The following is a 25,122-nucleotide window of genomic DNA, read 5'->3' as shown; positions in this document are numbered from 1 at the left end:
TACTCGCTACGACAAACTCGCCGTCCGCTACGAAGCTACTGTTCAGATCGCTGCGATCAACGAATGGCTCTGACCCACTTCGATACAGGCCCTAGCTCGGTGGGGCCGCCGTCAGCCCAATGCCGGACGTGGTGACCTTGACAGTGCCGGGGTGGGCGATGACAGCCGGGGAAGGCGCAGCCGCGGTCGCGCAGGTACAGCGCGCGGCGGAGTCCGGGTGGGACCAGGCGGCGTTGGCGTCCGAGGTCGAGGGGTTCGCTCTTGCCGCCTAGGACTGCGGGGATGAGCATGCAGTCGCAGGCGTGGATCCGGGCTTCGGCTGCGGACATCGTGCCCAGGTCACCGAGGATGGCCCGGCCAACGCCGGACTTCAGGTCCTCCAGCGAGACCGCGACCATCACGTGGGCTCGCTCACCGGCCTGCATCGGCAGATCGGGGGAGTTCAACGCCAGGTCGACGGCGTCGGAGAAAGCATCACCGTAACGCTCCTGCGGGGAACGCAAGTCCGGGCCCTCGTCGGTCGTGCGGCGTTGGGCGAGGGAGTCCAGGAGGGCGCTGGCGCGAGTGCCGGTCTCGTCGTCGAACCGACCCTGAAGTTCCCATACCCCGGTTCTCTTGTGGCGCAACGACAGCTCGCGAGAAGGAGTAGCCGGTTCGGTCGTGTCCGGCTCGGCACCATCGGGATCGAGGTGCGCCAGGATCCGCGCACCCAACGCTGCCACTTGCTTGTGTCCGGCCTCGGAGGCGAAGGACAGCAGATGCTGCTCGGCGTCGTCGCGATGCTCGGGCGAAAGTTGAGTCACTACACCGATGATGGTGTCGATCATCGGGGTACTCAGACGGCCCTCGAGAGCAGCAGCGCCGGTAGCGGGAGCAGCCGCGGGCACCGGGCTGCCGTCGAGGTTCCGGCCAGGCGTAAGACCCCGAGCCCGCTTCACGACAGACTCAGCGGCAGCCTTGGGAACATCGGCCAGATGCTCGAACAACCGCGCCACAGAACGGTATCCGAAGAGTTCCATCACACCGCGCGACTCGATTTCCACGAGCAGAGAACCGATCTCGGCCTCGGCAGACCGCACGACAGTGAGCAGCGCGGAGATGCGGTCGGCCAGGGCCACCGCATCCGCTCGCATCACCGCTTCGCTGTCCACGCACCAAGATTACCGACCCACGAACGCATGTTCATCACTCGATCAGGTGGAAGCGGCAATGCGGCAGGCCCACGCCCCGGCGAAGCCGTATCAGGAAAAATCAACCCCCAGGAGCCCAAAGCCCATCGGCATCACCAGCATCCAACCGTCCCCGGTATACACCGATCTTCCGTTCGATCAGCCGCAAGTTCTCCTGCAACTCGACCAACCGATCCAGTACCTCGGCCCGATGTGCCTCCAGCAAGGCCAACCGTTCCGCCTCGTTCCCGCGGCCGGCACCGACCAGCTCCGCGTACCGGCGGATCACCTTGATCGGCATCCCGGTAGCCCGCAGCTTGGTGCAGATCTTGATCCACTCCAGGTCCAGCTGCCGGTACCGCCGCCGGCCACCGGCGGTGCGGTCGACCCGCGTGATCACCAGCCCCGCTCGTTCGTAGTAGCGCAGCGTGTGTGCGCTGACCCCGCTGCGGCGCGCCGCCTCGGCGATGGTCAGCCCGGCCTCGGGGATCGGTTTGACTTCGAGCACGCTCTAAATCCTACCGTCGACGGCATGAAGTCTCCCGCGCTCGTGCTCACCATCTGCTGCACCAGCATCGTCGTGGCCGTCATGGACATCTCGATCGTCACCGTGGCCCTGCCGTCGATCCGCCGCGACTTCGGCGCGTCCGTCGCCGGTCTACAGTGGACAATCGACGCCTACACGCTGGTGCTGGCCGGGTTCCTCGTGCTCGCCGGGTCCACCGCGGACCGGTTCGGGCGCAAGCGCGTCTTCCTCACCGGGCTCGCCGTTTTCGGGCTCGGGTCGCTTCTGTGCAGCGTGGCGCCCGGCATCGGCTGGCTGATCGCCGCTCGCGCCGTCCAAGCGGTCGGCGGCACCATGCTCAACCCGGTCGCCCTGGCCATCGTCGTCACGACCTTCCCCGCGCCGGCCGAACGCGCCCGCGCCATCGGCGTGTTCGGCTCGATGTCCGGCCTGGCGCTCGCGCTCGGGCCGATCCTCGGCGGCGCTCTCGTCGACGGCCTCGGCTGGCGGGCCGTCTTCTGGGTCAACGTGCCGATCATCGCCGTCGCCATCGTGGCCACCGCCGCGTTCGTGCCCGAGTCCCGCGCGGCCCGGGCGCGCCGGTTCGACCCCCTCGGGCAGGTGCTCGTGGTCCTCGTGCTCGGCTGCGTGGTGGAGGCGATCATCGAGGCGCGCCGGCTCGGCTGGACGTCGCCGGTGCTCTTCGGGCTGCTGGTCGTCGCCGGGCTCGGCGTCCTGGGCATCCTCCGCCACGAACCGCGCCGCGCCGATCCGCTGCTCGAACTGCGCCTCTTCCGCAGCGTCTCGTTCAGCGGCGCGATCGTCATGGCGCTGTTCGCGCTCTGCGGGTTCGGTGCCTTCCTGTTCCTCACGACGCAGTACCTGCAGGACGTCCGCGGCCTGTCGGCTCTGGACGCCGGCCTCTGCCTGCTCCCGGTCGGCGTGCTCGTCCTGATCTTGTCCCCGCGGACGGGACGGCTGGTCGGCACGCGCGGGCCGCGGCTGCCGCTGGTCGTCGCCGGGGTCGCGCTCGCCCTGGGCGGCGCCGCGTCGGCGTGGCTCGGCCCGGCGACGCCGCTGCCGCTCGTGCTCGCCGGCTACCTGCTGTTCGGCGTCTTCCTCGGCACGGTCAACCCGCCGATCACGAACACGGCCGTCTCGGGGATGCCGGCGTCGATGGCCGGGGTGGCCGGATCGCTGGCCTCGGCCGGACGGCAGACCGGCACGACCCTCGGCGTCGCGCTCGCCGGGACCATCGCGGGCACGGGGGGAACGGCCGGCGTGTGGTGGCTGGTCGCCGCGCTCGGCGCCGGCGTCCTCGCCCTGGCGCTGCTCAGCACGGGCCGGCGCGCGACGGCGACGGCCACGCGGGCGGCGGCGCTGTTCGCCGAGGTGGAGGGCGGGCCGGTCAGCCTCCGGCGACCGACGGGATGATCTGGACCTCGGCGCGGTCGCGCAGAGCCGCGGACGGGCCGCCGCGGTGGCGGCACTCCTCGCCGTCGACGTAGAAGTTGACGTAGCGGCGCAGCCCCGCCTGCTCGTCGCGCAGCCGCCGTTCGAGCGCCGGGTACCGCTGCGCGAGCGCGTCGAGGAGGGTGCCCAGCGTGGCCGGCCCGGCGACCTCGACCTCCAGGCGGGACTCGCCGCCGGCCTTCTCCCGCAGGGGCCCGGGCACCAGCACGGTGATCCGCACGGTCACACCGTCGCGGCGCGGACGCTCAGGACGTCGGGCAGGTGCGCGACGACCAGCTCCCAGCTGTCGCCGTCGTCCCGGCTGGCGTAGACGTCGCCGGTCCGCGAGCCGAAGTAGATCCCGGCCGGGTCGGCGTCGTCGGCGCACATCGCGTCGCGCATCACCCCGGCCCAGTAGTCGTCCGGCAGCCCCGGGCCCACAGCCTCCCACGACTTCCCGGCGTCCTCGCTGCGGTACACCCGGCACCGGCCGCCGGGCGGGAACCGCATGACGTCGGCGGTCAGCGGGAACGTGTAGATCACCTCGGGCCGGTGCGGGTGGACGACCATCGGGAAGCCGAAGTCGCTGGGCAGGCCGTCGGCGATGGACTGCCAGCTCGCCCCGGCGTCGTCGCTGCGGTAGACGCCGTGGTGCACCTGCGCGAAGAACCGGTCCGGCTCGCTCGGGTGCATCGCGACCTTGTGCACGCAGTGGCCGTACTCGGGGTACGGGTCGGGTACGTGCACGGCCTTGATGCCGGTGTTGCTGGCCCGCCAGGACGCTCCGCCGTCCTCGGTGCGGTAGACGCCGCCGGTCGACATCGCCACGGTGACGCGGCCCGGCTGGACCGGGTCGGGGAGCACCGTGTGGATCGCCTTGCCGCCGCCCCCGGGCGTCCAGTGCTCGCGGTGCGGGTGGTCCCACAGACCGCGGACCAGCTCGAAGGTCCGGCCGCCGTCGGTCGACCGGAAGAGGGCGGACGGCTCGGTGCCGGCGTAGACGACGTCCGGCTCGCTCGGCGGCCCGGGCACGAGCTGCCAGGCCCGGACGAGGGACTCGGCGGTGTCCGGTGGGAACGCGATGGGGGCGTGGTCGGGTTCGTGCCAGGTCGCGCCCAGGTCGTCGCTGGTGGCCACGCTCGGCCCGAAGTGCTCGCTGGTGACCCCGGCGAGCAGCCGCGGGGTGGACCGGCGGGTGTCGATGCCGACCGCGTACACCTCGGTCATCGGGTGGTGCGGCCCGGTCACCTCCCAGTTCGTGCGGCCGTCTGGGCTGGTCGCCAGCCACAGACCCTTGCGCGTACCGATCGCGAGCAGAACGGACATCGAGCACCTTCCTCCCAGTGACCCGCGTCACAGTACTCTTCCGGAAAAATCTCCGGAGAAAAATGTCGAACGCCGCGCGCGACCGATCGACGCGGGGGTGAAGGCCGGTCACCGAGCCCGGGACGAACCGGGCCCCGGCCGACGAGAACCAGGGAGCAAGACCATGCGTTTCCTCATGATGCACCGCATCGACGAGAGCGACCCGCAGGCGTGGAACCCCAGCCCGGAGTTCATGCAGAAGATGGGCGGGTTCATCCAGGAGTCGGCGGAGAAGGGCATCCTGATCACGGCCGAAGGGGTGCACAAGTCGGACAAGGGCGCGCTGGTCCGCAAGCCGCGCGGCGCGGCGATCCGCGTCACCGACGGGCCCTTCGCCGAGGCCAAGGAGGTCATCGGCGGGTTCGCCCTGATCAACGCCGCCGACCGGGCTGAGGCCGTCGAGTTCGCGAAGAAGTACGTCGAGCTGTTCGACCTCGAGATCGAGGTCGAGGTGCGCCAGGTCGTCGAGTTCGACGACCTGCCGGCGCAGGACTGACCGCCGCCGGTGGCGCTAGGCTGGCCCGGAACCGACTCTGGGGGTAGAGCGATGTTCCTGGTCACCGGCGCCACCGGCAACGTCGGCGCGGAAGTGGTTGCGGTACTGGCGAAAGCGGGGGAACCGGTGCGGGCGCTGGTGCGCCGGCCGGACGTCGCGCTCCCGGACGGCGCCGTAGCCGTCGCGGGCGATCTCAACGATCCCGCGAGTCTCGGCGACGCGCTCGAGGGCGCCGACGGGATCTTCCTGCTGCCGGGCTACCACGACATGCCCGGCATGCTGGCGAAGGCACGCGACGCGGGCGTCCGCCGGATCGTGCTGCTGTCGAGCGGGTCGGCGGCGCTGGAAAACCTGGACAACGCGGTCTCGGCGTACCTGACGCTCGCCGAGCGCGCGGTCCGGGAATCGGGGCTGGACTGGACGTTCCTGCGGCCGCGCGCGTTCATGGCGAACGCGCTGCGCTGGCTGCCGCAGCTGCGCGAGGGCGACACGGTCCGCGCGCAGTTCCCGCACGTCGCGGCGGCGTCCATCGACCCCGCGGACATCGCCGCGGTGGCGGCGCGAGCGCTCGCGGGCGGCCACGAAGGGCGGATCCACGACTTGACCGGCCCGGTGGCGCTGCGGCCCGCCGACCAGGTCGCGGTGCTGTCGGAGGTGCTCGGCCGCAAGTTGGAGTTCGTCGGCCTCTCGGACGACGAGACCCGCGCCGAGCTCGAGGCGAGTATGCCGCGCGAGTACGTCGAAGCGTTCTGGGACTTCTACGTCGGCGGAACGCTGGACGAAGCGACGGTGCACCCGACGGTGGCCGAGGTGACGGGCCGGCCCGCCCGCACGTTCGCCGAGTGGGCCGAGGCGCACGCGGACGCGTTTTCCTGACAGCTCCCGGACAGTTCCGGCGGGCCGTTGTGCTCCGCCGGGCGCCACGCCAAGGTGGACCCGGCGGGAGGGGGAGCGTGAGCGGCGAAGAGCGGGCGCGGGTGGATCTTTCCGCGGTGCTGGGGGTGGTGCTCGCCGTCCCGGTGGTCGCCAGCAGCCTGCTGGTGCTGGGCCTGCTCGGGAAGCTGGTCTGGCCGCCGTACTTCTGGGTGCTCCCGGCCGGCTGGGCGCTGGCCGGCGCGATCACGTTCGTCCCCGTCTACGAGCACCTCGTGCTGTCCGTGCTGCTCAAGATGCGCGAACCCAGCCAAGGCGAGCTGACCTGGCTCAGGCCGAGCTGGGCGGCCGTCTGCGACGCGGCCGGGGTCGACGGCGGCCGGTACCGGTTGTGGGTCGAGCCGTCGCGCGAGCTGAACGCCTTCGCCGCCGGGGGCCGGACCGTCGCGGTGACGCGCGCCGCCCTCGACCTGCCGCGCCCGGGCCTGGAAGCCATCCTCGCCCACGAGCTGGGCCATCACCTGTCCGGGCACACGCGGGCCACCCTGCTGGTGCACTGGCTCGAGCTGCCGGCCCGGGTGCTGGCCCGCCTGGTCCGGCTCATCGCCTGGGTCGTGCCGTACGTCGGCCGGGCGTTCCGTTCCTTCGGCCGGTCGGTCGCGGTGCTGGTCACCGTGCTGCTCAGCCTGGGCATCCTCACCGCGCTCGCCTTCCTCGACCCGTGGCTGCTGCTGACGCCGCTGCTCGGCCCGGTGCTCGCCTGGTCGAAGCGGCTCGGCGAGTACCGGGCCGACCGGATGGCGGCGCGGCTGGGGTACGGCCGGGAGCTGGCGCTGCTGCTCAAGGCGTGGAACCTGCGGGACCGCGGTGACGAGCGCCGGCTGTGGTCCCGGCTGATGGCCGGGCACCCCGCCCACATCGACCGGGTCAAGCGGCTGAAGGACCTCGGCGTCAGGCTTTGAGCCCTGTGAGCCCTGTGAGCCCTGTGAGGACGACCTTGCCCGCCGCGCGTCCCGCGGTCAGGTGGCCGATCGCGGCGGCGGCGTCGGCGAGGGGGTAGGTCCGGTCGAGCGCCGGGGTGAGCTGCCCGGCTTCGATGAGGTCTCGCAGGGCTTCGAGGTCCGCGGCGCGCACGCGGGAGACGAGCCCGCACAGCCGCTGCCGGACGAACGGGTTCAGCAGTGCCGCCCGGACCACCCGCTGGATGCCGCCGAGCCACCGGCCGCCGTTTTCGCCGCCGACGAGCACGAGCGTGCCGCGCGGGGCCAGCGCGCGGCGCAGGGCGGTCAGCGAGCGCAGGCCCGCGGCGTCGACGATCAGGTCGTACTGCTCCGCGGCGAAGTCCTCCCGCGTGTAGTCGACGACGTGCTCGGCGCCGAGCGAGCGGACCAAGTCCGTCTTGGCGGTGCTGCACACTCCCGTGACGTCCGCGCCGAACGCTTTGGCCAGCTGGACCGCGAAGGTGCCGACACCGCCCGCCGCCCCGATGACCAGGACGCGCTGCCCGGGCCGGACGCGGCCCACGTCGCGCACGGCCTGCAGGGCGGTGCCGCCGGAAACCAGGACGGCCGCGGCCTGCTCGAACGAGAGGCGGCCGGGTTTCGCCGCGACGAGGTCCTGCTTCGCGACGGCGTACTCGGCGAAGGCGCCCTCGCAAACGCCGAACACCTCGTCACCCGGCCGGACCCGCGAGACGCCCTCGCCGACCTCCTCGACCGTTCCGGCGAAGTCGAGACCCCGCACTGGCTGCTTCGGCCCGTGCAGCCCGAAACCCAGCAGGCGCAGCAGGTACGGGTGCCCGGTGGTCAGGTGCCCCACGCCGGCGTCGACGCCGGCCGCGTGCACGCGCACGACGATCTCGCCGCCACCGGGCAGCGGTCTGGCGGTGTCGCGGAACTCGAGGACGTCCGGGCTGCCGTAGCGGTCTTGGACGATCGCCTTCATGGTGACTCCTCCGGGTACTGGAACACTTCTTCGAGCGGGACGCCGAACACGTGCGCGAGCTGGAACGCCATCTCGAGCGACGGCGAATAGCGGCCCTGCTCGATCGCGATGACGGTCTGGCGGGTGACGCCGATCCGGGTGGCGAGGTCGGCCTGGGTCATCTGGCCGTGCGCGAACCGGAGGGCGCGGAGCGAATTCGTGACGCGGGTCGGTTTCACCACGGCTGGAAACCCCGGCGGTAGGCGAAGATCCGGGCGACCGACCCGAGGATCGCCGAGAGCGTGAACGCCAGGTAGACGGCGTTGGCGATCCAGAAGTGCGGCGCCTCGGCCATGGCCAGCAGCAGCGCCGCGACGGCGCCGATGACGACGAACGAGTGGCCGACGTACTCGCCGAACCGGCCGATCTCGCGGTCGCGCTGGTCCTTCCCGCCGTCCTTCGAGACCATCGCGGCGAGGATGCTCGCGACGATCGTGGCGACGATGGACGCCCCGACCGTCCAGAGCAGCACCGCGACGTAGGGGACTTCGGCCAGCGGTCGCCCGCCGGCCCGGCCGAGGACCACCACCAGGTAGACGGCGTAGCTCGCGATCGCGCTGATCCCGAGGATCCAAGCACGCTTCTCTTCGTGGGTCACCAGCTCAAGGTAAAACAAACCAGACACCATGTCAAAGTTTCTTGACATGCGAAAATCTTCGGCGAGGGTGTCCAAGGCGGCGCCGGCCGTTCGTAGTCACCGCGTACGACAACCGAGTCACCGGAGGATCCCGTGAAGTACCTGATGCTGATCAACGCCGGCCTGAACGACGAAGGCGAAGTCACCGGCGGCTGCACGCCGGAGGGCTGGCAGGTGTTCTACAAGGAGATCAAGGAGGCGGGCGTCCACCTCTACGGGAGCCCGCTCGCCGACTTCACCACGGCCACCACGGTCCGGGTCGACGACCGCGGCGAGCGCGTCGTCACCGACGGCCCGTTCGCCGAGACCCGGGAGGTGCTCGGCGGCTACTTCGTCGTCGACGTGCCCGACCTCGACGTCGCGCTCGACTGGGCGGCGCGCTGCCCGGGCTCCCGCGACGGCGGGTCGATCGTGGTGCGGCCCCTCGCCGACTTCGAGGGCTGACGGTGACGGGGCGGGCGGCCGCGTCGGGCGAGGCTTTCGGGGGTTCCGGGTGGCGGAGTCCCCGGCTGACCCTGGAGGCGGTGTTCCGGGAGGAGCGCGGCCTGCTGCTCGCCGCGCTCGTCCGCCGGTTCGGCGACCTCGACCTGGCCGAGGAGGTGACGTCGGAGGCGATCGAGGCAGCGCTGGTGCGCTGGCCCGCCGACGGCGTCCCCCCGAAGCCCGGCGCCTGGCTGATGACGACGGCGCGGCGCAAGGCCGTCGACCGGCTGCGCCGCGACCAGGCCTACGCGGCCCGGCTCGCGGTGCTGCAGGTCGAGGCCGAGCGCGCGGCGCCCGCCCCGCCGTCCGCCGACGGCGATCTCCCGGACGAGCGGCTCCAGCTGTTCTTCACCTGCGCGCACCCGGCGCTGCCCGCCGAAGACCGGACGGCGTTGACCCTGCGGTGCCTGGCCGGGCTGACGACGCCGGAGGTGGCGCGCGCGTTCCTGGTGCCGAGCGCGACCATGGGCAAGCGGATCGTGCGGGCGAAGAACAAGATCCGCACGGCGCGGATCCCGTTCCGGGTACCGGACGCCGGCGAGCTGCCCGGGCGGCTGCCGGGCGTGCTCCAGGTCGTCTACTCGATCTTCACCGAGGGGTACGCGGCCAGTTCGGGGCCGGACCTGCAGCGGCTCGACCTGGCGGAGGAGGCGATCCGGCTGGCCCGGATCCTGCGCCGGCTGCTGCCGGGGGAGCGGGAGGTGGCGGGCCTGCTGGCGCTGATGCTGCTGATCCACGCGCGCCGCGACGCCCGCACGGGCCCGGACGGCGACCTGGTGCTCCTCGACGACCAGGACCGCGGCCGCTGGGACCGCGCGATGATCGCCGAGGGGACTTCACTGGTCGAGTTCGCTTTGACCGGCGGGCCACCGGGGCTGTACGGCGTCCAGGCGGCGATCGCGGCCCTGCACGACGAGGCGCCGGACGTTTCTCGTACCGATTGGCCGCAGATCGTGGCGCTGTACGACGTGCTCCTCGGGTTGGCGCCGTCGCCGGTGGTGGAGCTGAACCGAGCGGTGGCGGTGGCGATGCGCGACGGCCCGGCGGCGGGGCTGGCGCTGCTTGATGCGCTGTCCGACGAACCCCGCTTGCGGGAGTACAGCCCGTTCCCGGCGGCGCGAGGTGACTTGCTCAGCCGCCTGGGCCGCCTCGCCGAAGCCGCGGTCGCCTACCAGGACGCGCTCGCCCTGGCGGGCACGGAACCCGAGCGGGCCCACTTGCGCCGGCGCCTCACCCAGTGCGCAAAGCCGTGAAGGCCTCCTTCACGGCCTTAGATGCCGGTAAGGAGGCCTTCACGGCTTGTCGGCTGCGGCCTACGCGGGTGCGCGCAGCGCCGCCACCGCCGGGGCGAACATCGTCGCCTTGATCGCGCCCAGCGTGCCGCGGTCCTTGCCCGCCAAGGCCTGGACCCGTTCGGAAGCCACCTTCACGACCTCGCCCTCGGAAGCGACCTCGTCCACCAGGCCGAAGGCCAAAGCGTCCGCGCCGCCGAACCGGCGTCCGGTCGTCATCGACGCGATCGCCGACGACGGCGTCAGCTTGCCCTGGATCAGCGCCGCCATCCCCGGCGTGAACGGGATGTTGATGTCGGCCTCCGGGAAGCAGAAGTACCCGCGATCGCCGCGCATCACGCGGAAGTCGTGCGCCATCGCCAGCATCGCGCCCGCGCCGAACGCGTGGCCGTTGACCGCCGCGACCGTCGGGACCGGCAGCGTCAGCACGCGCGCGAACAGCTCCTGCACCTCGGCGACGTACGCCGAAGCCTTGTCCCCGTTGGCCATGAGCCAGTCGAGGTCGAGACCGTTCGAGTAGAACTTCCCGCCCCCGGTCGTCACCAGTGCGCCGGAGACACCGTCCAAAAAGGAATGGACGCGCTGCAGCCATTCGGGCGAGAAGCGGTTCTCGTCGTCGCCCAGGTGCAACACCGAAACAGTCACGGTCGGTCCTTCTCTCGAGGAGGCACGGTCAGCACGGCTCGCACGGCGGCGGCGAGCCGCGCCCGCACCAGGGGATCGGTGATGTCCCGCCGGAAGAACGCGGTCGGCAGGTCGACGACGCAGGTGGTGATCACCTCGACGGCCAGTCCGTCGCCGCGGCCCCACACCTGACGCGCGAGCCGCACGAGCAGCGCGACCAGGCGTTTGTCCAGCGCGTGCAAGGCGTCCGCCAGTTCGTCGGGCAGTTCCGGCCCGAACAGCCGGTCACCGCGGACCCGCAACAGCATCCGCGCCCCGTCGGGACGCAGCGAAGCGAACACCGCGGGCGTGTCCGCCGCCGCGACGACCGCCTCCACCGGAGAAGAAGCCGCGTCCACGTGCGAGGTCTGCAGGTCCAGGAAAGCGGTCGCCGCCCGTAGCCAGACCCGAGCCAGCACCGCGCTGAGCGAGCCGAACGCGTGGTAGATCGTCCCGTTCGGCACGCCGGCGGCCGCGGCCAGGCCACGCACGGTGACCTCCCCCGACGACGCGACGAGCCGCTCGGCGACGTCGAGCAGCGCGTCGAGATCGTGGACGCGGGGGCGGGGCATGTCGCGACCGTAACAGAACACGTGCTCCAAAACCAGGGCGGTAAGCTGCCGCCGTGGAGATCTGGGTCAATCCGGCGTGCTCGAAGTGCCGGTCCGCCGTGTCCCTCTTGGACGAAGCCGGCGCGCAGTACACCGTGCGCCGCTACCTCGAGGACCCGCCGACCGCGAAGGAACTGAAAGCCGTCCTGAAGCGCCTCGGTCTGGAGCCGTGGGACATCACGCGCACCGCCGAGCCGATCGCGAAGGAGCTCGGCCTCAAGACGTGGGGGCGCACTCCGGCCGACCGCGCGCGCTGGATCGACGCCCTGGCCGAGAACCCGAAGCTGATCCAGCGCCCGATCATCACGGCCGACGACGGCACCACCGTCGTCGCCCGCGACCCCGAAACGGTGCGCTCGGTCCTCTAAGGAATGCGACCATCCCGAGGCAGCAGCGGGACGTCGAGCGGCACCGTCTCCGGGTACTTGATCCCGGCGCCGGTGTTCAAGACCACGACGTCCTCGTCGCCGGAAAGCCACCCCGACTCGCGCAGGTGCCGCAGCGCGGCGAAGCACGCACCACCTTCCGGGCAGATGAACGTTCCCTCGAAAGTGGTCAGTTCCCGTTGCGCCGCAAGCAGTTCTTCGTCCGTGACGGCGACGGCGGTGCCGCCGGTCGCGTACACCGCGTCGAGCACCAGGAAGTCGCCCAGCGCCTTGGGCACGGTGATGCCGAAGGCGACCGTCCGGGCGTCGGGGAACGGCTCACTCTCGCGAGCGCCCCGCGTGAACGCCGAAACGATCGGCGCGCACCCGGTCGCCTGCACCGCCACCAGCTTGGGCAACGGTCCGGAAACCCAGCCGAGCGAAAGCATTTCCAGCAGAGCCTTGTAGATCCCGATGATCCCGACCCCGCCGCCGGTGGGGTACAGGATCACGTCGGGCAGCCGCCAGCCGAACTGCTCGGCGATCTCGTACCCCATCGTCTTCTTGCCCTCGATGCGGTACGGCTCCTTCAACGTCGAGACGTCCTGCACGCCCGGCCGGCGCGGAACCGCCGCGGCGACGAGCTTCCCCGCGTCGCCGATGAGACCGTCCACGCGGTACAGCTCGGCTCCGGCGGCGACGCATTCGCGCATGGTGATCGCCGGGGCGTCGTCCGGCATCGCGATCAGGCTCGACAGTCCCGCGCGGGCCGCGTACAGCGCCCACGCCGCACCCGCGTTGCCGTTCGTCGGCATCGCGATCCCGCCCACGCCCAGCTCCGCCGCCCGGGAGACGCCGACCGCGGCGCCGCGGGCCTTGAACGTGCCCGTCGGGACCAGGCCTTCGTCCTTCATCCACAGCCGCGAAAGTCTCAGCTCACGGCCGTAGCGCGGCAGGCGCAGCAACGGCGTCATGCCCTCGCCGAGACTCACGACCCGCTCGGCCGAGCGCACCGGCAGCACCTCGTGGTAGCGCCACAGCGTCGGCTCGCGCCCGGCGATCTCCTTCGGCGTCACGGCTTCGCGGACGCCGTCGAGGTCGTACCGCGCGAGCAGCGGCGCACCCGACGGCGAGAGGCCCTGGACCGTGTCGGCGTCGAGGCGCTCGCCGGTTCGCGAGCATTCGAGGTGGCTGAGGAACGAGTACGGCACGGCGCCTCCGGTCAGAATCGGCGGGTGAAAGGCAGCGGACGCCGCATCCGGACCAGCAGCAGGAGCGGCACCAGGACGTAGGGCAGGTTGAACGCGAGGAACTTCGCCGGGTTGCCGGTGCGGAACGCCGGGTCGCCGAAGAACTCGACGCCGAACACGACGACCCCGGTCAGGGTGACGATCATCGTCGCGTAGATCACCGACGGCAGCTGGATCCAGTTGCGGCCGGTCAAGAGCGCGAACACGAGCACGACGTAGAACGGCATGTAGACGAACGCCGAGAGCCCGGTGACGATCCGCATCCAGTCCGGCGGGTGCATGAACAGCGCGTCGGCGTCGTGGGCGTACCAGTAGTTCGAGTTGACGAAGAAGTTGTCCGACGGCTTCGAGAAGTCGACACCGACCGTCGGCAGCAGGTCGCTGATCAGCGACGTCACCGTGAAGGCCGAGAACAGCACCGCGAAGAAGACGTCGATCTTCCGGTCCCGCAGCGGCAGGTTCATGGGATCGATCCTAGGTCCTATTGTGAGTGGATGGACGCGTTGCGGGTCTGCCTGTACGTCTTCGCCGGAGTGACGCTCGGCACTTGGCTGCTGTCGGTGCTGACCAGGGAATACTCCTGGGTCGACCGGATCTGGTCGATCGTCCCGGTCGCCTACCTGGCGATCTTCGCCGGCGCGGCCGGGTTCGCCGACGCGCGCCTCGACGTGATGTTCGCGCTGGTCGCCCTGTGGGGGATCCGGCTGACGTTCAACTTCGCCCGGAAGGGTGGTTACGCCCGCGGCGGCGAAGACTACCGGTGGGCGGTGCTGCGCGAGCGGATGGCGCCGTGGCAGTTCCAGGTCTTCAACTTCTTCTTCATCTCGCTCTATCAGAACGCGATCCTGCTGTTGATCACGTTGCCCGCGTACACGGCCTTGGAGCACCAGGGCTCGTTCGGCGTGGCGGACGTCGTCGTCGCGGTGATCTTCGCCGCGTTCCTGGCCGGGGAGACCGTCGCGGACCAGCAGCAGTGGGTGTTCCACCGGGAGAAGCACGCGGGCCGCGCGTCGACGCGGTTCCTGCAGGAAGGGCTGTTCCGGTACTCGCGGCACCCGAACTTCTTCTTCGAGCAGGCGCAGTGGTGGGTGATCGCGGTGTTCGGGATCGTCGCCGGCGGTCTGCAGTGGACGGTCGTGGGCGCGGTCCTGCTCACGCTGCTGTTCGTCGGGTCGACGAAGTTCACCGAGAGCATCACGACGTCCCGCTACCCGGAGTACGCCGACTACCAGCGGCGGGTGTCCGCGGTGGTGCCGTGGCCGCCGAAGCGCGAGTCCGTCCGCGGATGACCGTCGTCGGCGCCCTCCAGATCGGAACGGGCGGTTCGCTCGAGCGGATCCTCGAGTTCGAGGACGAGATCCGCGGCGCCGCCCTGGTGGTCATGCCGGAGGCCGTGCTCGGCGGGTACCCGCGCGGCGGGCCGTTCGTGGAGTACTTCCGCGCGTCGGTGACCATCCCCGGGCCCGAGACCGCCGCGCTGGCCGGCCTGGCGGCCCGGACCGGCGCGAGCCTGGTCGTCGGCGTGATCGAGCGGGACGGCTCGACGCTCTACAGCACGGCGGTGTTCCTCGACCCCGATCTCGGGCTGGTCGCCAAGCACCGCAAGCTGGTGCCGACCGCGCGCGAGCGGCTGGTCTGGGGCCGGGGCGACGGCTCGACGCTCCCGGTGATCCCGACGGCGGCGGGCCTGGCGGGGGCGGCGATCTGCTGGGAGAACCACATGCCCCTGCTGCGCGCGGCGATGTACGCGAAGGGCGTCGAGATCTGGTGCGCCCCGACGGCGGACGACCGCGACGTCTGGCAGGCGTCGATGCGCCACATCGCCGACGAGGGCCGGTGCTTCGTGATCTCGGCCTGCCCGTACGAAAGCGAGGGCGACGACCCGTTCCGCGGCGGGAGCGTGATCGTCGGCCCCCTTGGCGACGTCCTCGCGGGCCCGCTCCACGACGCGGAGGGCCTGATCACGGCGACGATCGACCTCGACGAGGTGGTCGCCGCCCGCCACAGCCTCGACGTCTCGGGGCATTACGCGCGTCCGGACGTCTTCGCGCTGTCGGTGGACGAGCGGCCCCAGGACGGCGTCACCTTCCTGCGGTGACGCCGTCGGCGAACGGGACTCAGACCGCCAAGCGGCCACCGTCCACCGGGAGCACCGCGCCCTGGACGAAGCTCGACCCCTCCGTCACCAGGAACGCGATCGCCGCCGCGATCTCCTCGGGTGCGGCGACCCGGCCGGCCGGGCCCGCCGCGGCCAGCTCGTCGAGGCCGTCGCCGAACGCCGCCGTGCCTTCGGTGCGGGTCGGGCCGGGGCTGACCGCGTTGACCCGCACGCCGGACGGCCCGAACTCCGCCGCCCACGCCTTGGTCATCAGCTCGACCGCGGCCTTCGACGAGCCGTAGAGCGCCATGCCCGCCATGCCCCGCGTCGCGACCATCGTGGACACGTTGACGATCGCGCCGCGGCCGCGCGCGGCCATCTCCGGCGCCAGCTCGGCGGTGAGGAAGAACGGCACCTTCACGTTCGTCTCGTAGACGCGGTCGAAGTCGGCCTCGGCCGTGTCCGAAGTGGACCCGGTGGGGAAGATCCCGGCGTTGTTCACCAGCACGTCGACGTGCCCGCCCACTTCCCGGGCCCGCGCGGCCAACGCGCGCGCAGAAGCCGCGTCCGTCAGGTCGGCTGCCACGAAGTCGGCCTTCCCGCCCGCCTCCCGGATCCGCTCGACGACCTCCGCCCCGCGCGCCGCGTCCCGGCCGGACAGCACGACGTGGGCGCCGAGCCCGGCCAGCGCGACCGCCGTCGCCCGCCCGATCCCGCTGGTTCCGCCGGTCACGAGCGCCGTGGTCCCGGACAGTCCTTCAGTCATCACTCACTCCTCGCGACCGAGGTGTTTCCCCGGTCACCGGGTTCAAGCGAAAGTGCAGGTGCGGACTTCCGAAACGGTGTTCGGCGCTCCTTATGCCCGCGATTCGCCGCGCGAATGGTCTTCCAGCGCGGCGACGAACTCCGTGAGGTCGCGGCGGTGCGACGCCGCCGGCCAGACGGCCCAGGTCCGCCGCACGATCGGGTTCCCGGCCAGCGGCAGCCACCGGACCGTGTCCGGCATCGGGTACGGCCACTCGCGCGGCGCGAACGCGTAGGCCCCGCCCGCACTGACCGCCGGGATCTTGAGCTCGACGATCAGCCGCCGGTCCTCCGGTACCTCGGGGCCGACGTCGAGGCCGTGGCTGCGCAGCGTCGCCGCCAGCTCGTCGTACCACGCCGGGCTGCCCGCGCGGGCGAACGCGAACCAGTCGAGCCCGGCCAGCTTCTCCAGGCGCACCCCGTCCGGACCGGCGAGCTTCTCCGCGAGGTCGGTCGCCAGCAGGACGCCCACGTTCTCCGAGACGACGAGCGTCGCGTCGAGGTCCGGCCCGGCCGGGCGCTCCCGCACCAGCCCGACGTCCAGCTCGTCCGCCCGCAGCGCCGCCACCTGGGCCACCGACGACAGGTGGCGCGCCTGCACCCGCGTGTCCGGGCAGGCCTCCGCGAGCCGCGCGAGGGCCGACGGCAGCAGCTCGGGCGGCAGTTCGAGGGGGATGCCGACGCGCAGCACCCCGCCGCCGGTCTTCGTGTGCCGGGCCATCGCGGCGACGGCCCGGTCGTGGCGCGCCAGCACCGCCCGGGCCTCGCCCAGCAACGTCGTGCCCGCGTCCGTCACCTGGACGCCCGTGCTGGTGCGGACCAGCAGCTGGACGCCGAGCCGGCGTTCCAGCGCGGTGATCGTCTGGGACAACGCCGGCTGGCTGATGTGCAGCTGCCGCGCCGCTTTCGACAGCACGCCCGCCTCGACGACGGCGACGAACGCCCGCAGCTCGCGGATCTCCATCAGCGCGCCCAGCGGATCGGCAGCGACTTCAGGCCGTTCTGGAAGTTCGAGCGCAGCCGCACCGGATCGCCCGCGAGCGACACTTCGCCGAGCAGGTCCAGCACCGCGCCGAACATGGCTCGCAGCTGCACGCGGGCGAGGTGCGAGCCCAGGCAGAAGTGCGGGCCGTGGCCGAAGGTCAGGTGGTCGTTCGGGGTCCGGCCGACGTCGAACGCGTCCGGGTCGTCGAACACGTCGGCGTCACGGTTGGCCGCGGAGAACCAGACCACCACCTTGTCCCCGGCGTGGATGTCCACATCGGACAGCCGGACGTCGGAAGTGGCCGTCCGCCGGAAGTTCATGACCGGCGTCCACCACCGCAGCATCTCCTCGACCGCCGACGGCAGCAGCGACCGGTCCGCGAGCAGCCGCCGGTACTGCCCGGGGTGCGAGAGCAGTGCCAGCATCCCGCCGGGCAGGCCGTTGCGCAGCGTTTCGTTGCCCGCCACGGAAAACAGCCAGAAGAGGTTCTCGAACTCGGCGAGCGAGACGCGTCCGCCGTCGTCGCCGACGTGCCGCATCAGGTTGCTCATGACGTCGTCGCCCGGGTGCTCGCGCTTGTACTCGCCGAGCGCGTTCGCGTAGGCGTAGAGGTCCGGCATCCCGGCGCGCGTCCGTGGGTCCGGCATCGACCCGTCCGGACCGGGGGACGGGCGGACGGCGAGCGCGGTCCGGGCCAGGTCGGTCACGTCGGTTTCGGAGACGGTCGAGCTGACCGCGTACTCGGCGTCCTGGTAGCCGATGACCCGGTTGCTCCAGTCGTACATCAGCCGCCGGTCCTGCTCCGGCACGCCGAACACCGCGGCGAGGGTCAGCAGCGGCAGGTCGGCGGCGACCTTGGCGAAGTCGCACTCGCCCCGCTCGGCGACGGCGGCGACGAGGTCCCGCGCCGACGTCTCGATCCGCTCGGTCAGCTTCGCGATGGCCCGTGGTGTGAACGCCTTGGTGAGCAGCCCGCGCAGCCGGCCGTGCTCCGGCGGGTCCATGTTGAGCATCATCCGGCGTACGTAGGCGAGGTCGGCCGCGGAAGCCGGGTCGCGGATCTGCGTCCCGCCGAGCTGCGAGGAGAACACGGCGGGATCGCGCAGGACACGCCGCACGTCGGCGTGCCGCAGCACGGCCCAGAAGTCGTCGACGCGCACCACCGGCGACGCGCGCCGCAGCCGCGCCAGCTCGTCGTACGGGACACCGCGCACGTAGGTGTCCGGATCGGTGATCCCCACGAGCCGACCCTAGCTCCGAGCCGCATCCTGCGGCAGGCTGCTCCGATGGACACGCTGAACATGCGCACCGGCGGCCAGGGCGAACCGGCCGTCCTCCTCCTGCACGGCCTGGGCGCGACCGGCGCCGTGTGGGCCCATCTCTCCGTGCAGCTCGACCGGCGCGTCCTGGTTCCCGACCTGCCGGGCCACGGCCCGTCCGCGCCGCTGCCGCACTACAGCTTCGAGACGCTCGCCTCGGCCGTCGCGCGGGCGCTGCCCGATCGGAGGCCGCTGGTCGTCGCCGGGCACTCGCTCGGCGGGGTGCTCGCGCTCGAACTGGCCTCCGGCCGCTACGACGTCGAAGTCGAGGGCGTGCTCGCCCTCGGGGTGAAGGTCGAGTGGACCCAGGACGACCTGGGCCGCGTGGCGACGCTCGCGGCGCGCCCGCCTCGGCTGTTCGAGACGCAGGCCGAGGCCGATCAGGCCTATCTGAAGGTGTCCGGGTTGCTCGGCATCGCGCCCGCGGACCCGGCCGGGCTTCGCGAGACCGAGGGAGGTTGGCGCCTCGCGATGGACCCGGCCGCGTTCGGCGTCGGCGCGCCGGACATGCCGGCGCTGCTCGCCGCGGCGCGGTGCCCGGTCGTGCTGGCGGCGGGCGAGAACGACCCGATGAGCCGTCCCGGCCGGCTACGCGCGCTGGACCCGGACGCGGTCATCCTCGCCGGTCTCGGGCACAACGCCCACGTCGAGGACCCAGCCGCCGTACGCGCCCTGTTGAAGCGCTTCGGCGTCTGAAGGCTCGGGTGCAGCCGTCGTACCCCATGCGACGGCTGCTCCGAACCCCTCGCCACCACCGGACGCGAGAAAGCCTAGGAAACCGTGGTGGACGTGGGCCTGTACCCGCCACCCGCGCTGTCGTCACGGTCGGTACCTGCGGAAACGGTTATCTTCGCCGTTCGGTGGTACAGGTAGAGCGGCACGATCGGAATGCTGGAGGGGTACGTTCCGCTGCGGGGCACGCGGGGAGAGGACGCCTGTGGACGAAGGCCTGCCGTTCGCCCGACGGCTGCGAGAACGCCGCGTGCTCGCCGGCCTCACCCAGGCGCAGCTGGCCGAACGCGCCGGGTTGAGCCTGCGCGCGGTGCGCAACGCCGAGCTCGGCAGCGTCCGGAGGCCCCGGCCGGAGACCGAGCGCAAGCTGCGGGAAGCGCTTGCCGAAGCGCCGCCGGAGCCGGTGCGGATCGGCGTCCTGGGCCCGCTCGCCGTGCTGCGCGGGGATTCCCCGGTCGAGATCGGCGCCGAGAAGCAGCGCCTGCTGCTCGCGATGCTGGCGCTGCAGCCGAACCGGACCGTCCGGCGCGAGGACCTCGTCGACGTCATCTGGGACGAACCGCCGCCGTCGTGCCTGGACCTGCTCCACACCTACGTCGCGCGGCTGCGGCGGGCGCTGCGGCCCGCCGACCCCATCGCCACCGACAAGGGCGGCTACCGGCTGACCGCCGGCGAGGACGGCCTCGATCTCCTGCGCTTCGAGGCGTTCCTGAGGGTGGGCGCCCACCGCGAGGCATTGGCGCTCTGGCGCGGGCCGGCCCTCGCCGACGTCGGACAGCTCCGGCAGCACCCCGCCCGGCTGGCCCTGGCGATGAGGCGCGCGAAGACCGTGATGGCCTACGCCGAGGTCGCGGACCCCGAAGACGCGGCGGTCCAGCTGCGCGTGCTCACCGCCGAGGAGCCGCTGAACGAGCCCGCGCACGCCCGGCTGATGCAGGTGCTCGCCGCGTCCGGGCGGCAGGCTGCCGCCTTGGCCGTGTTCGAGGAGATCCGGCAGCGGCTGGACGGCGAGCTGGGCATCGAACCCGGCTCCGAGCTGCGCGCGGCCCAGCGGCAGGTGCTGCGGCAGGACTTCGCGGTGCCGGAACCGCCGGCCCGCGTCCCCGCCCAGCTGCCCGCGGACGTCGCCGGCTTCCGCGGCCGCACCGCGCAGCTGGCCGAGCTGGACGCCCTCCGGGAAGGCGGCGGCACCGGCGCGCGCATCGCCGTCCTGTCCGGCACCGGCGGCGTCGGCAAGACCGCCCTCGCCGTCCACTGGGCCCAACGGTCCCTCGGCGAGTTCCCGGACGGGCAGCTCTACCTCGACCTGCACGGCTACGGCACCGTCCGGCCGGTCGAGCCCGGTGACGCGCTGTCCGGGTTCCTGCGCGCCCTTGGCGTCGACGGCGCGGACATCCCCGCCGAGCAGGAGGAGCGCGCCGCGAAGTTCCGCACCGCGCTCACCGCCCGGCGGATGGTGCTGCTGCTGGACAACGCCGGCTCGGTCGGGCAGGTGCGCCCCCTGCTGCCCGGCTCGGCGTCGTGCCTGGTCCTGGTGACCAGCCGCGACGCGCTGCCTGGGCTGGTCGCGCGCCACGGCGCCCGCCGCGTGCTCGTCGACCTGCTGACCGAAACCGAAGCCCTCGACCTGCTGCGGACGCTGCTCGGCGCGCGCGTCGACGACGAGCCGGACGCCGCCGAGGCGCTGATCGGGTACTCCGCCCGGCTGCCGCTCGCGCTGCGGCTGGTCGCGGAGCTGGCGCTGAGCCGGCCGGGAGAGCGGCTCGCCGCCCTGGCGGAAGAGCTGGCCGACGAGCGGCGCCGGCTCGACCTGCTCGACGGCGGCGGCGACCCGCTGACCGCGGTCCGCGCCGTCTTCTCGTGGTCCTACCGGCACCTGACGGCCGACGCCGCGCGCGTGTTCCGGCTCTGCGGCCTGCACCCGGGCCGCGACCTGACCCCCGCCGCGATCGCCGCGCTCGCCGGCGTCGCCGTGCCGGAGGCGGAGCGGCTGATCGCCACGCTGGTCCGCGCCCACCTCGCGCAGGAGACCGGCGACGACCGCGTCCAGCAGCACGACCTGCTGCGCGTCTACGCCGCCGAGCTCGCCGCGGGTGACCAGGCGGAGAGCCACGACGCGCAGGAGCGGCTGTTCGACTTCTACGTCCGCTCGGCCGCGCAGGCCATGGACGCCGTCCTGCCGCAGGAACGCCACCTGCGCCCGGACGTGCCCGACCCCGACGTCAAGGTGATCGACGCGCCGGCGTGGCTGGAGGCCGAGCGCCGCAACCTCCTGGCCGTCGCGGCGCACGCGACGCGGCACGGGTGGGCCGGCCACCTGCGGCTGCTGTCCGGGATCCTGTGGCACTACCTCGACGTCGGCGGCTACCACGAGGAATCGCTGGTGCTGCACTCCCACGCGTCGGCGCTGGCCCACGACGCCGGTGACCGGATGGCCGAGGCCGAGCCGCTCATCCTGATCGCGCTCGGCCACTGGCGCGTCGGCCGGTCGAGGGAAGCGCGGCGGTACCTGGAGGAGGCGCTCGCCCTCGCCCGCGAGACCGGCGACCGGCGCACCGAGATCCACGCGGTCAACACCCTCGGCCTGGTCTGCCGGGCGCTGGGCCGGTTCGCCGAGGCGATCACGTACTCGACGGAAGCACTTTCCCTGGCCCGCAAGGCCGGCGACCGCACCAGCGAAGGCCTGGTGCTCGTGGTGCTCGGCTGCTCCTGCCGCGGCATCGGCCGGTACGGCGAAGCGCTCGGCTACCTCGAAGAGGCGCGCGCGCTCGCCCGCGACACCGCCGATCGCACCAGCGAGGGTTATGCCTTGGTCAACCTGGGCGACGCGCTGTCGGCCCTGGGCCGCTACGACGAAGCCGTCCGTGCGCTGGAACAGGGGCTGGAGCATTTCCGTGCCATGGGCGTCCGGGTGAGCGAAGGCTACGCGCTGGGCATCCTCGGCGACGTCGAGCACGCGCGCGGCCGGTATCCGGAAGCCGCGGCGCACCTTGAGCGGGCGCTGGAAATCTCGCAGGAGACGGGAAGCCCGACCAACCGCAGCGTCGCGCTGAAGCACCTCGGCGACGTCCGGCTCGCGCAAGGCCGGGACGCCGAAGCGGCCCAGCACCTCGAAGAGGCACTGGGCCTGGCCCGCGAATGCGGCGACCGGGGCGTGGAATCCCGGGTCCTCAACAGTTTGGGCGCGTTGACGGCGGCTCAGGGCGCGTCATCGGACGCACTGGAGTACCACCGCAAAGCCCTTGCCGTGGCGAAGGAAACGGGCTGCCGCCCCGAGCAGGGCAAAGCCCACAGCGGGCTCGGCGAAGTCCACTGTGGACTCGATGATGCGTCGGGCGCGCGCGAGCACTGGGAACGCGCGCTGGCCTGTTACGCCGGGGAGTGCGTGCCCGGCGCGATCCGGGTCCGGGACCGGCTGGCGGACCTGGAGTAGTGGCGTTCGTCGGCGACGAGGTCGCCTTCGAGGCGCTGGACGTCCCGGTCGAAGACGTTCGTACTGCCCGCCAAGCGGTTGCGCGGGTACGGACGGCGGCGGTACGCGTGGTCGAGCGCCCAGGCGAGTACGACTATGGCGGCGAGAACGGCGATGATCATGACGCTCCTCCCGGAGTGCGAAGGGCTGTTGCCTTGTAGAACGCGTAATGGAAGGTTCCGTATTCCCTGGTCGTGCGGTAAAGGTCGGCGATCCCGCGGGCCCAGCCGGCGTCGTCGATCAGCCCGCGCGCGACGGCGGTTTCGCCGACGCCTTCGACCATCGCGATGAAGGTGTCGCGGGTGAAACCGGTGACGAGGTCCGGCTTCGACGCGTCGGCGTAGACCGTCCGCGGTTCGACGTGGACGTCGTCGAAACCCGCGTCGGCGAGCAGGGGGTAGAGGCGCCGGCCGAGGAGCCCGTCACCGCCGGCGTCGGCCTGCAGGCGCACGAGGCAGTCGATCGCCGCCTGGGCGTGCTCGCTGCGCGGGTGGAAGAACGCCGAGCCGTGGTCGCCCTCGACGACGGTGATCGTCCCACCCGGCCGCAGCAGGGTTTTCAGGTGGGTCAACGCTTTTTCCGGCTCCGGCAGGTGTTCGAGCACGAAGCAGATGAAGAGGTGGTCCCACTCGCCGTCGAGCGCGAACAAGTCGGCCCGGCGGAACTCGACTCCCTCGACTCTCTGTCTCGCTTGGTCCAGCGAGTCTTCGGAGACGTCGACCGCGGTCAGGTGCGCGTCCGGGCTGCGGGCCACGAGGTGGACGGTCTGGGCGCCGACGCCGCAGCCGACCTCCAGCACGCGGCTCCCGGCGGGGTAGGCCGTCCCGGCGTGCAGCAGCGCGGCCAGGGTGTCGGCCTGGTCGCCGAGGCGGCGGGCTTCCGGTTCGGTGTATCCGTGCACGTAGGTGGTGTCCATACGACCAGCGTGCTGCGACAATGGCTCGATGGACAGAGCCAAAACCCCGCGCTCGGAGGGGTCCATAGGTTCGGACTTCCTCCAGCTCGACGTCCGCGAGGCGCCGGCGGGCGGCCTCGCGGACTGGCTCGCCGGGCAGCTGCGCGCCGCCGTCGCCGACGGCCGGCTCCCGATCGGCGGCCGGCTGCCCGCGTCCCGGGTGCTGGCCGCCGAGCTGCGGGTATCGCGGGGTGTCGTCACCGAGGCCTACCAGCGCCTGATCGACGACGGTCACGCGGCGGGCCGCGGCCGGGCCGGCACGGTGGTGGTGGCCGCGCCGGTGTCGGCTCCCGAACCCACACGCGTCCGGCCGCCGTCGAAGGTGATCACGCCGATGCCGGGCGTCGAGGTGTTCGACGCGGTCCGCGCGGCCCCGGCCCGCATCGACCTCACGCCGGGCGTCCCGGACCTGACGGCGTTCCCGCGCGCGGCATGGCTGCGGGCCGAGCGAGCGGTGCTGGACGAGCTGGAGCCGTCGCACTTCGGTTACGGCGACCCGCGCGGGGCGCCGGCGATGCGGCTCGCGGTGTCGCACTGGCTGGCGCGCGGCCGCGGCATCCGCGTGGACCCCGGCGAGATCATCGTGGTGGCCGGTGTCGCGCAGGCGCTGACGTTGGTGGGGGAGGTGCTGCGGCAGCACGGCATCTCGGAGATCGCGGTGGAGGACCCGAGTTCGCTGGGCGCGCGGCAGCACCTGCACCACTGCGGCCTGGCGACCCCACCGGTCCCGGTGGACGAAGACGGCCTGCGGGTCGCCGACCTGCGCGCTCCGGCGGTGCTGGTCACCCCGGCCCACCAGTTCCCGATGGGCGTGGTGCTGGGCGGCGAGCGTCGCCGGGATCTGCTGCGCTGGGCGGCCGAGGGCGGCATCGTGGTGGAGGACGACTACGACGCGGAGCACCGCTACGACCGCGCACCGGTGCCCGCGGTCCGGTCGATGCTGCCGGAGGTGTGTTACACGGGGAGCGTTTCGAAGCTGCTGGCGCCGGCGTTGCGGGTGGGCTGGCTGCTGGCGCCTCCTCGGTTCCGCGACGACCTGGTGGCGGCGAAGCGGTTCGCGGACCTGGGCAACCCGGTGCTGGCCCAGCTGGTCCTGGCCCGGCTGATGGAGACGGGCGAGCTGGAGCGGCAGCTGCGGGTGGTCCGGGCGAGGCACCGCCGTCGCCGCGACGCGATGATTCGTTCGTTGGCTGTGTCCCTGCCTACTGCGGTGGTCCACGGCGCGGCGGCGGGGCTCCACTTGACGATCACGTTCGGCACGGACCTGGACGACGTCGCACTGGCGGCGGCCGCGCTGGCGGAGGGGGTGAAGGTGCAGCCGCTGTCGTGGCACCGGCAGCGGGCGGGCCGGCCGGGGCTGGTGCTGGGGTACGCGGCCCGGACGTCGACGGAGATCGCGGAGGGGGTCGCGGTGCTGGGAAAGCTCCTGCGCTGACGGCTGTCTTTCGCGCCCCCGGCGTGCCCTCAGCGTGGCTCCAGCCGTGAGGGAGACCCCCGGTTTCAACGCTACCGGCAGCCACCGACAGTTCAGGCCGACCCAGCCGAGTTGTCCACAGCCCGCGCGAACTGTCCACAGATCAATCGCCCGGCCGCGAGCGCCCCAAGGCCACATT

The 25,122-nt window shown here is 72.3% G+C and carries 28 protein-coding genes; 12 read left to right on the top strand and 16 right to left on the bottom strand.

The window, feature by feature from the left end; translation table 11 throughout:
* Positions 1-56 precede the first annotated feature (56 nt).
* Positions 57-1,151, bottom strand: a complete 1,095-nt coding sequence (locus tag AB0N03_RS34710; RefSeq protein ID WP_364380766.1) for a DUF222 domain-containing protein — start codon at positions 1,149-1,151, stop codon at positions 57-59.
* A 100-nt stretch (positions 1,152-1,251) separates the two neighbouring features.
* Positions 1,252-1,677 carry a MerR family transcriptional regulator gene (locus AB0N03_RS34705; RefSeq protein WP_364380763.1) on the bottom strand — a complete coding sequence of 142 codons (426 nt, stop codon included), beginning with the start codon at positions 1,675-1,677 and terminating at the stop codon, positions 1,252-1,254.
* Between the two features lie 24 nt (positions 1,678-1,701).
* Between AB0N03_RS34705 and AB0N03_RS34700 the strand changes: the two genes are divergently transcribed.
* The gene (locus AB0N03_RS34700; protein WP_364380760.1) at positions 1,702-3,108 is read left to right on the top strand and encodes an MFS transporter; all 1,407 of its coding nucleotides are present in this window, start codon (positions 1,702-1,704) and stop codon (positions 3,106-3,108) included.
* Here AB0N03_RS34700 and AB0N03_RS34695 read toward each other — a convergent pair.
* Together AB0N03_RS34695 and AB0N03_RS34690 are read right to left on the bottom strand one after the other, a co-directional pair.
* A complete protein-coding gene (locus tag AB0N03_RS34695) occupies positions 3,083-3,367 on the bottom strand; it encodes a ubiquitin-like small modifier protein 1 (protein ID WP_364380756.1) in 285 nt (94 codons plus the stop codon). The genes AB0N03_RS34700 and AB0N03_RS34695 overlap by 26 nt on opposite strands.
* A 2-nt stretch (positions 3,368-3,369) precedes the next feature.
* On the bottom strand, positions 3,370-4,452 hold the full coding sequence (locus tag AB0N03_RS34690) for an exo-alpha-sialidase (protein WP_364380753.1): 1,083 nt from the start codon (positions 4,450-4,452) through the stop codon (positions 3,370-3,372).
* A 163-nt stretch (positions 4,453-4,615) separates the two neighbouring features.
* Between AB0N03_RS34690 and AB0N03_RS34685 the strand changes: the two genes are divergently transcribed.
* From AB0N03_RS34685 to AB0N03_RS34675, 3 genes are all read left to right on the top strand, one after another.
* Positions 4,616-4,987, top strand: coding sequence for a YciI family protein (locus AB0N03_RS34685; RefSeq protein WP_364380750.1), 372 nt, complete (start codon positions 4,616-4,618; stop codon positions 4,985-4,987).
* Between the two features lie 51 nt (positions 4,988-5,038).
* Complete coding sequence (locus AB0N03_RS34680; RefSeq protein WP_364380747.1) at positions 5,039-5,863, top strand: NAD(P)H-binding protein; 825 nt, start codon at positions 5,039-5,041, stop codon at positions 5,861-5,863.
* A 77-nt stretch (positions 5,864-5,940) separates the two neighbouring features.
* On the top strand, positions 5,941-6,822 hold the full coding sequence (locus AB0N03_RS34675; RefSeq protein ID WP_364380744.1) for a M48 family metalloprotease: 882 nt from the start codon (positions 5,941-5,943) through the stop codon (positions 6,820-6,822).
* Here the strand turns inward: AB0N03_RS34675 and AB0N03_RS34670 are convergent.
* The 3 genes from AB0N03_RS34670 to AB0N03_RS34660 are packed head-to-tail and all read right to left on the bottom strand — an operon-like array spanning position 6,812 to position 8,471.
* The gene (locus AB0N03_RS34670) at positions 6,812-7,804 is read right to left on the bottom strand and encodes an NAD(P)-dependent alcohol dehydrogenase (RefSeq protein ID WP_364380741.1); all 993 of its coding nucleotides are present in this window, start codon (positions 7,802-7,804) and stop codon (positions 6,812-6,814) included. The genes AB0N03_RS34675 and AB0N03_RS34670 overlap by 11 nt on opposite strands.
* Positions 7,801-8,025 (bottom strand): helix-turn-helix transcriptional regulator, encoded by a 225-nt coding sequence (locus tag AB0N03_RS34665; RefSeq protein ID WP_364380738.1) that lies wholly within the window; start codon positions 8,023-8,025, stop codon positions 7,801-7,803. Before AB0N03_RS34665 ends, AB0N03_RS34670 begins: the two co-directional genes overlap by 4 nt.
* A complete protein-coding gene (locus AB0N03_RS34660; protein ID WP_364380736.1) occupies positions 8,019-8,471 on the bottom strand; it encodes a hypothetical protein in 453 nt (150 codons plus the stop codon). The genes AB0N03_RS34665 and AB0N03_RS34660 overlap by 7 nt, the downstream gene beginning before the upstream one ends.
* Before the next feature lie 102 nt (positions 8,472-8,573).
* On the opposite strand from AB0N03_RS34660, the gene AB0N03_RS34655 reads away from it, so the two are divergent.
* Positions 8,574-8,924, top strand: a complete 351-nt coding sequence (locus AB0N03_RS34655) for a YciI family protein (protein ID WP_364380733.1) — start codon at positions 8,574-8,576, stop codon at positions 8,922-8,924.
* A gap of 80 nt (positions 8,925-9,004) precedes the next feature.
* The gene (locus AB0N03_RS34650) at positions 9,005-10,216 is read left to right on the top strand and encodes an RNA polymerase sigma factor (RefSeq protein WP_364380730.1); all 1,212 of its coding nucleotides are present in this window, start codon (positions 9,005-9,007) and stop codon (positions 10,214-10,216) included.
* A 60-nt stretch (positions 10,217-10,276) separates the two neighbouring features.
* Here the strand turns inward: AB0N03_RS34650 and AB0N03_RS34645 are convergent, their stop codons facing one another.
* Together AB0N03_RS34645 and AB0N03_RS34640 are read right to left on the bottom strand one after the other, a co-directional pair.
* Positions 10,277-10,900 carry an enoyl-CoA hydratase/isomerase family protein gene (locus AB0N03_RS34645; protein ID WP_364380727.1) on the bottom strand — a complete coding sequence of 208 codons (624 nt, stop codon included), beginning with the start codon at positions 10,898-10,900 and terminating at the stop codon, positions 10,277-10,279.
* Entirely contained in the window at positions 10,897-11,490 is a 594-nt protein-coding gene (locus AB0N03_RS34640; RefSeq protein ID WP_364380724.1) for a TetR/AcrR family transcriptional regulator, read from the bottom strand. The genes AB0N03_RS34645 and AB0N03_RS34640 overlap by 4 nt, the downstream gene beginning before the upstream one ends.
* A 53-nt stretch (positions 11,491-11,543) precedes the next feature.
* Between AB0N03_RS34640 and AB0N03_RS34635 the strand changes: the two genes are divergently transcribed.
* A complete protein-coding gene (locus AB0N03_RS34635; RefSeq protein ID WP_364380721.1) occupies positions 11,544-11,897 on the top strand; it encodes an arsenate reductase family protein in 354 nt (117 codons plus the stop codon).
* On the opposite strand, the gene AB0N03_RS34630 is transcribed toward AB0N03_RS34635, so the two are convergent.
* Together AB0N03_RS34630 and AB0N03_RS34625 are read right to left on the bottom strand one after the other, a co-directional pair.
* Entirely contained in the window at positions 11,894-13,105 is a 1,212-nt protein-coding gene (locus AB0N03_RS34630; protein WP_364380718.1) for a threonine synthase, read from the bottom strand. The genes AB0N03_RS34635 and AB0N03_RS34630 overlap by 4 nt on opposite strands.
* A gap of 11 nt (positions 13,106-13,116) precedes the next feature.
* The gene (locus AB0N03_RS34625; protein ID WP_364380715.1) at positions 13,117-13,608 is read right to left on the bottom strand and encodes an emopamil-binding family protein; all 492 of its coding nucleotides are present in this window, start codon (positions 13,606-13,608) and stop codon (positions 13,117-13,119) included.
* A gap of 30 nt (positions 13,609-13,638) precedes the next feature.
* Here AB0N03_RS34625 and AB0N03_RS34620 point away from each other — a divergent pair, with 30 nt between their 5' ends.
* The gene (locus AB0N03_RS34620; protein WP_364380712.1) at positions 13,639-14,433 is read left to right on the top strand and encodes a DUF1295 domain-containing protein; all 795 of its coding nucleotides are present in this window, start codon (positions 13,639-13,641) and stop codon (positions 14,431-14,433) included.
* On the top strand, positions 14,430-15,242 hold the full coding sequence (locus tag AB0N03_RS34615; RefSeq protein ID WP_364380709.1) for a carbon-nitrogen hydrolase family protein: 813 nt from the start codon (positions 14,430-14,432) through the stop codon (positions 15,240-15,242). The genes AB0N03_RS34620 and AB0N03_RS34615 overlap by 4 nt, the downstream gene beginning before the upstream one ends.
* A gap of 19 nt (positions 15,243-15,261) precedes the next feature.
* Here AB0N03_RS34615 and AB0N03_RS34610 read toward each other — a convergent pair whose 3' ends face one another.
* From AB0N03_RS34610 to AB0N03_RS34600, 3 genes are all read right to left on the bottom strand, one after another.
* Entirely contained in the window at positions 15,262-16,008 is a 747-nt protein-coding gene (locus AB0N03_RS34610) for an SDR family oxidoreductase (protein ID WP_364380706.1), read from the bottom strand.
* 90 nt (positions 16,009-16,098) lie between these two features.
* Positions 16,099-17,010, bottom strand: a complete 912-nt coding sequence (locus AB0N03_RS34605; RefSeq protein ID WP_364380702.1) for a LysR family transcriptional regulator — start codon at positions 17,008-17,010, stop codon at positions 16,099-16,101.
* Positions 17,010-18,272 carry a cytochrome P450 gene (locus tag AB0N03_RS34600; protein WP_364380699.1) on the bottom strand — a complete coding sequence of 421 codons (1,263 nt, stop codon included), beginning with the start codon at positions 18,270-18,272 and terminating at the stop codon, positions 17,010-17,012. Before AB0N03_RS34600 ends, AB0N03_RS34605 begins: the two co-directional genes overlap by 1 nt.
* A 45-nt stretch (positions 18,273-18,317) precedes the next feature.
* Between AB0N03_RS34600 and AB0N03_RS34595 the strand changes: the two genes are divergently transcribed.
* Positions 18,318-19,046, top strand: a complete 729-nt coding sequence (locus tag AB0N03_RS34595; protein WP_364380696.1) for an alpha/beta fold hydrolase — start codon at positions 18,318-18,320, stop codon at positions 19,044-19,046.
* A 241-nt stretch (positions 19,047-19,287) separates the two neighbouring features.
* A complete protein-coding gene (locus AB0N03_RS34590; RefSeq protein WP_364380693.1) occupies positions 19,288-22,515 on the top strand; it encodes a tetratricopeptide repeat protein in 3,228 nt (1,075 codons plus the stop codon).
* Here the strand turns inward: AB0N03_RS34590 and AB0N03_RS34585 are convergent.
* Complete coding sequence (locus tag AB0N03_RS34585) at positions 22,452-22,676, bottom strand: hypothetical protein (RefSeq protein ID WP_364380690.1); 225 nt, start codon at positions 22,674-22,676, stop codon at positions 22,452-22,454. The genes AB0N03_RS34590 and AB0N03_RS34585 overlap by 64 nt on opposite strands.
* Positions 22,673-23,470 carry an L-histidine N(alpha)-methyltransferase gene (locus AB0N03_RS34580; RefSeq protein WP_364380687.1) on the bottom strand — a complete coding sequence of 266 codons (798 nt, stop codon included), beginning with the start codon at positions 23,468-23,470 and terminating at the stop codon, positions 22,673-22,675. Before AB0N03_RS34580 ends, AB0N03_RS34585 begins: the two co-directional genes overlap by 4 nt.
* Before the next feature lie 28 nt (positions 23,471-23,498).
* On the opposite strand from AB0N03_RS34580, the gene AB0N03_RS34575 reads away from it, so the two are divergent.
* Complete coding sequence (locus tag AB0N03_RS34575; RefSeq protein ID WP_364380684.1) at positions 23,499-24,944, top strand: PLP-dependent aminotransferase family protein; 1,446 nt, start codon at positions 23,499-23,501, stop codon at positions 24,942-24,944.
* Positions 24,945-25,122 lie beyond the last annotated feature (178 nt).

The sequence above is a fragment of the Amycolatopsis sp. NPDC051061 genome, from assembly GCF_040682935.1.
GTDB lineage: Bacteria > Actinomycetota > Actinomycetes > Mycobacteriales > Pseudonocardiaceae > Amycolatopsis.
The sequence above is the reverse complement of the archived record's forward strand: the minus strand, read 5'-3'. Positions and strand labels throughout refer to the sequence as shown.

What these genes read in the sequence shown, in the direction of transcription:
- AB0N03_RS34700 (WP_364380760.1), top strand. Translation starts at nt 1,702, where the DNA reads ATGAAGTCTCCCGCGCTCGTGCTCACCATCTGCTGCACCAGCATCGTC.
- AB0N03_RS34690 (WP_364380753.1), bottom strand. Translation starts at nt 4,452, where the DNA reads ATGTCCGTTCTGCTCGCGATCGGTACGCGCAAGGGTCTGTGGCTGGCG.
- AB0N03_RS34685 (WP_364380750.1), top strand. Translation starts at nt 4,616, where the DNA reads ATGCGTTTCCTCATGATGCACCGCATCGACGAGAGCGACCCGCAGGCG.
- AB0N03_RS34680 (WP_364380747.1), top strand. Translation starts at nt 5,039, where the DNA reads ATGTTCCTGGTCACCGGCGCCACCGGCAACGTCGGCGCGGAAGTGGTT.
- AB0N03_RS34670 (WP_364380741.1), bottom strand. Translation starts at nt 7,804, where the DNA reads ATGAAGGCGATCGTCCAAGACCGCTACGGCAGCCCGGACGTCCTCGAG.
- AB0N03_RS34660 (WP_364380736.1), bottom strand. Translation starts at nt 8,471, where the DNA reads ATGGTGTCTGGTTTGTTTTACCTTGAGCTGGTGACCCACGAAGAGAAG.
- AB0N03_RS34640 (WP_364380724.1), bottom strand. Translation starts at nt 11,490, where the DNA reads ATGCCCCGCCCCCGCGTCCACGATCTCGACGCGCTGCTCGACGTCGCC.
- AB0N03_RS34625 (WP_364380715.1), bottom strand. Translation starts at nt 13,608, where the DNA reads ATGAACCTGCCGCTGCGGGACCGGAAGATCGACGTCTTCTTCGCGGTG.
- AB0N03_RS34620 (WP_364380712.1), top strand. Translation starts at nt 13,639, where the DNA reads ATGGACGCGTTGCGGGTCTGCCTGTACGTCTTCGCCGGAGTGACGCTC.
- AB0N03_RS34615 (WP_364380709.1), top strand. Translation starts at nt 14,430, where the DNA reads ATGACCGTCGTCGGCGCCCTCCAGATCGGAACGGGCGGTTCGCTCGAG.
- AB0N03_RS34610 (WP_364380706.1), bottom strand. Translation starts at nt 16,008, where the DNA reads ATGACTGAAGGACTGTCCGGGACCACGGCGCTCGTGACCGGCGGAACC.
- AB0N03_RS34605 (WP_364380702.1), bottom strand. Translation starts at nt 17,010, where the DNA reads ATGGAGATCCGCGAGCTGCGGGCGTTCGTCGCCGTCGTCGAGGCGGGC.
- AB0N03_RS34595 (WP_364380696.1), top strand. Translation starts at nt 18,318, where the DNA reads ATGGACACGCTGAACATGCGCACCGGCGGCCAGGGCGAACCGGCCGTC.
- AB0N03_RS34585 (WP_364380690.1), bottom strand. Translation starts at nt 22,676, where the DNA reads ATGATCATCGCCGTTCTCGCCGCCATAGTCGTACTCGCCTGGGCGCTC.
- AB0N03_RS34580 (WP_364380687.1), bottom strand. Translation starts at nt 23,470, where the DNA reads ATGGACACCACCTACGTGCACGGATACACCGAACCGGAAGCCCGCCGC.
- AB0N03_RS34575 (WP_364380684.1), top strand. Translation starts at nt 23,499, where the DNA reads ATGGACAGAGCCAAAACCCCGCGCTCGGAGGGGTCCATAGGTTCGGAC.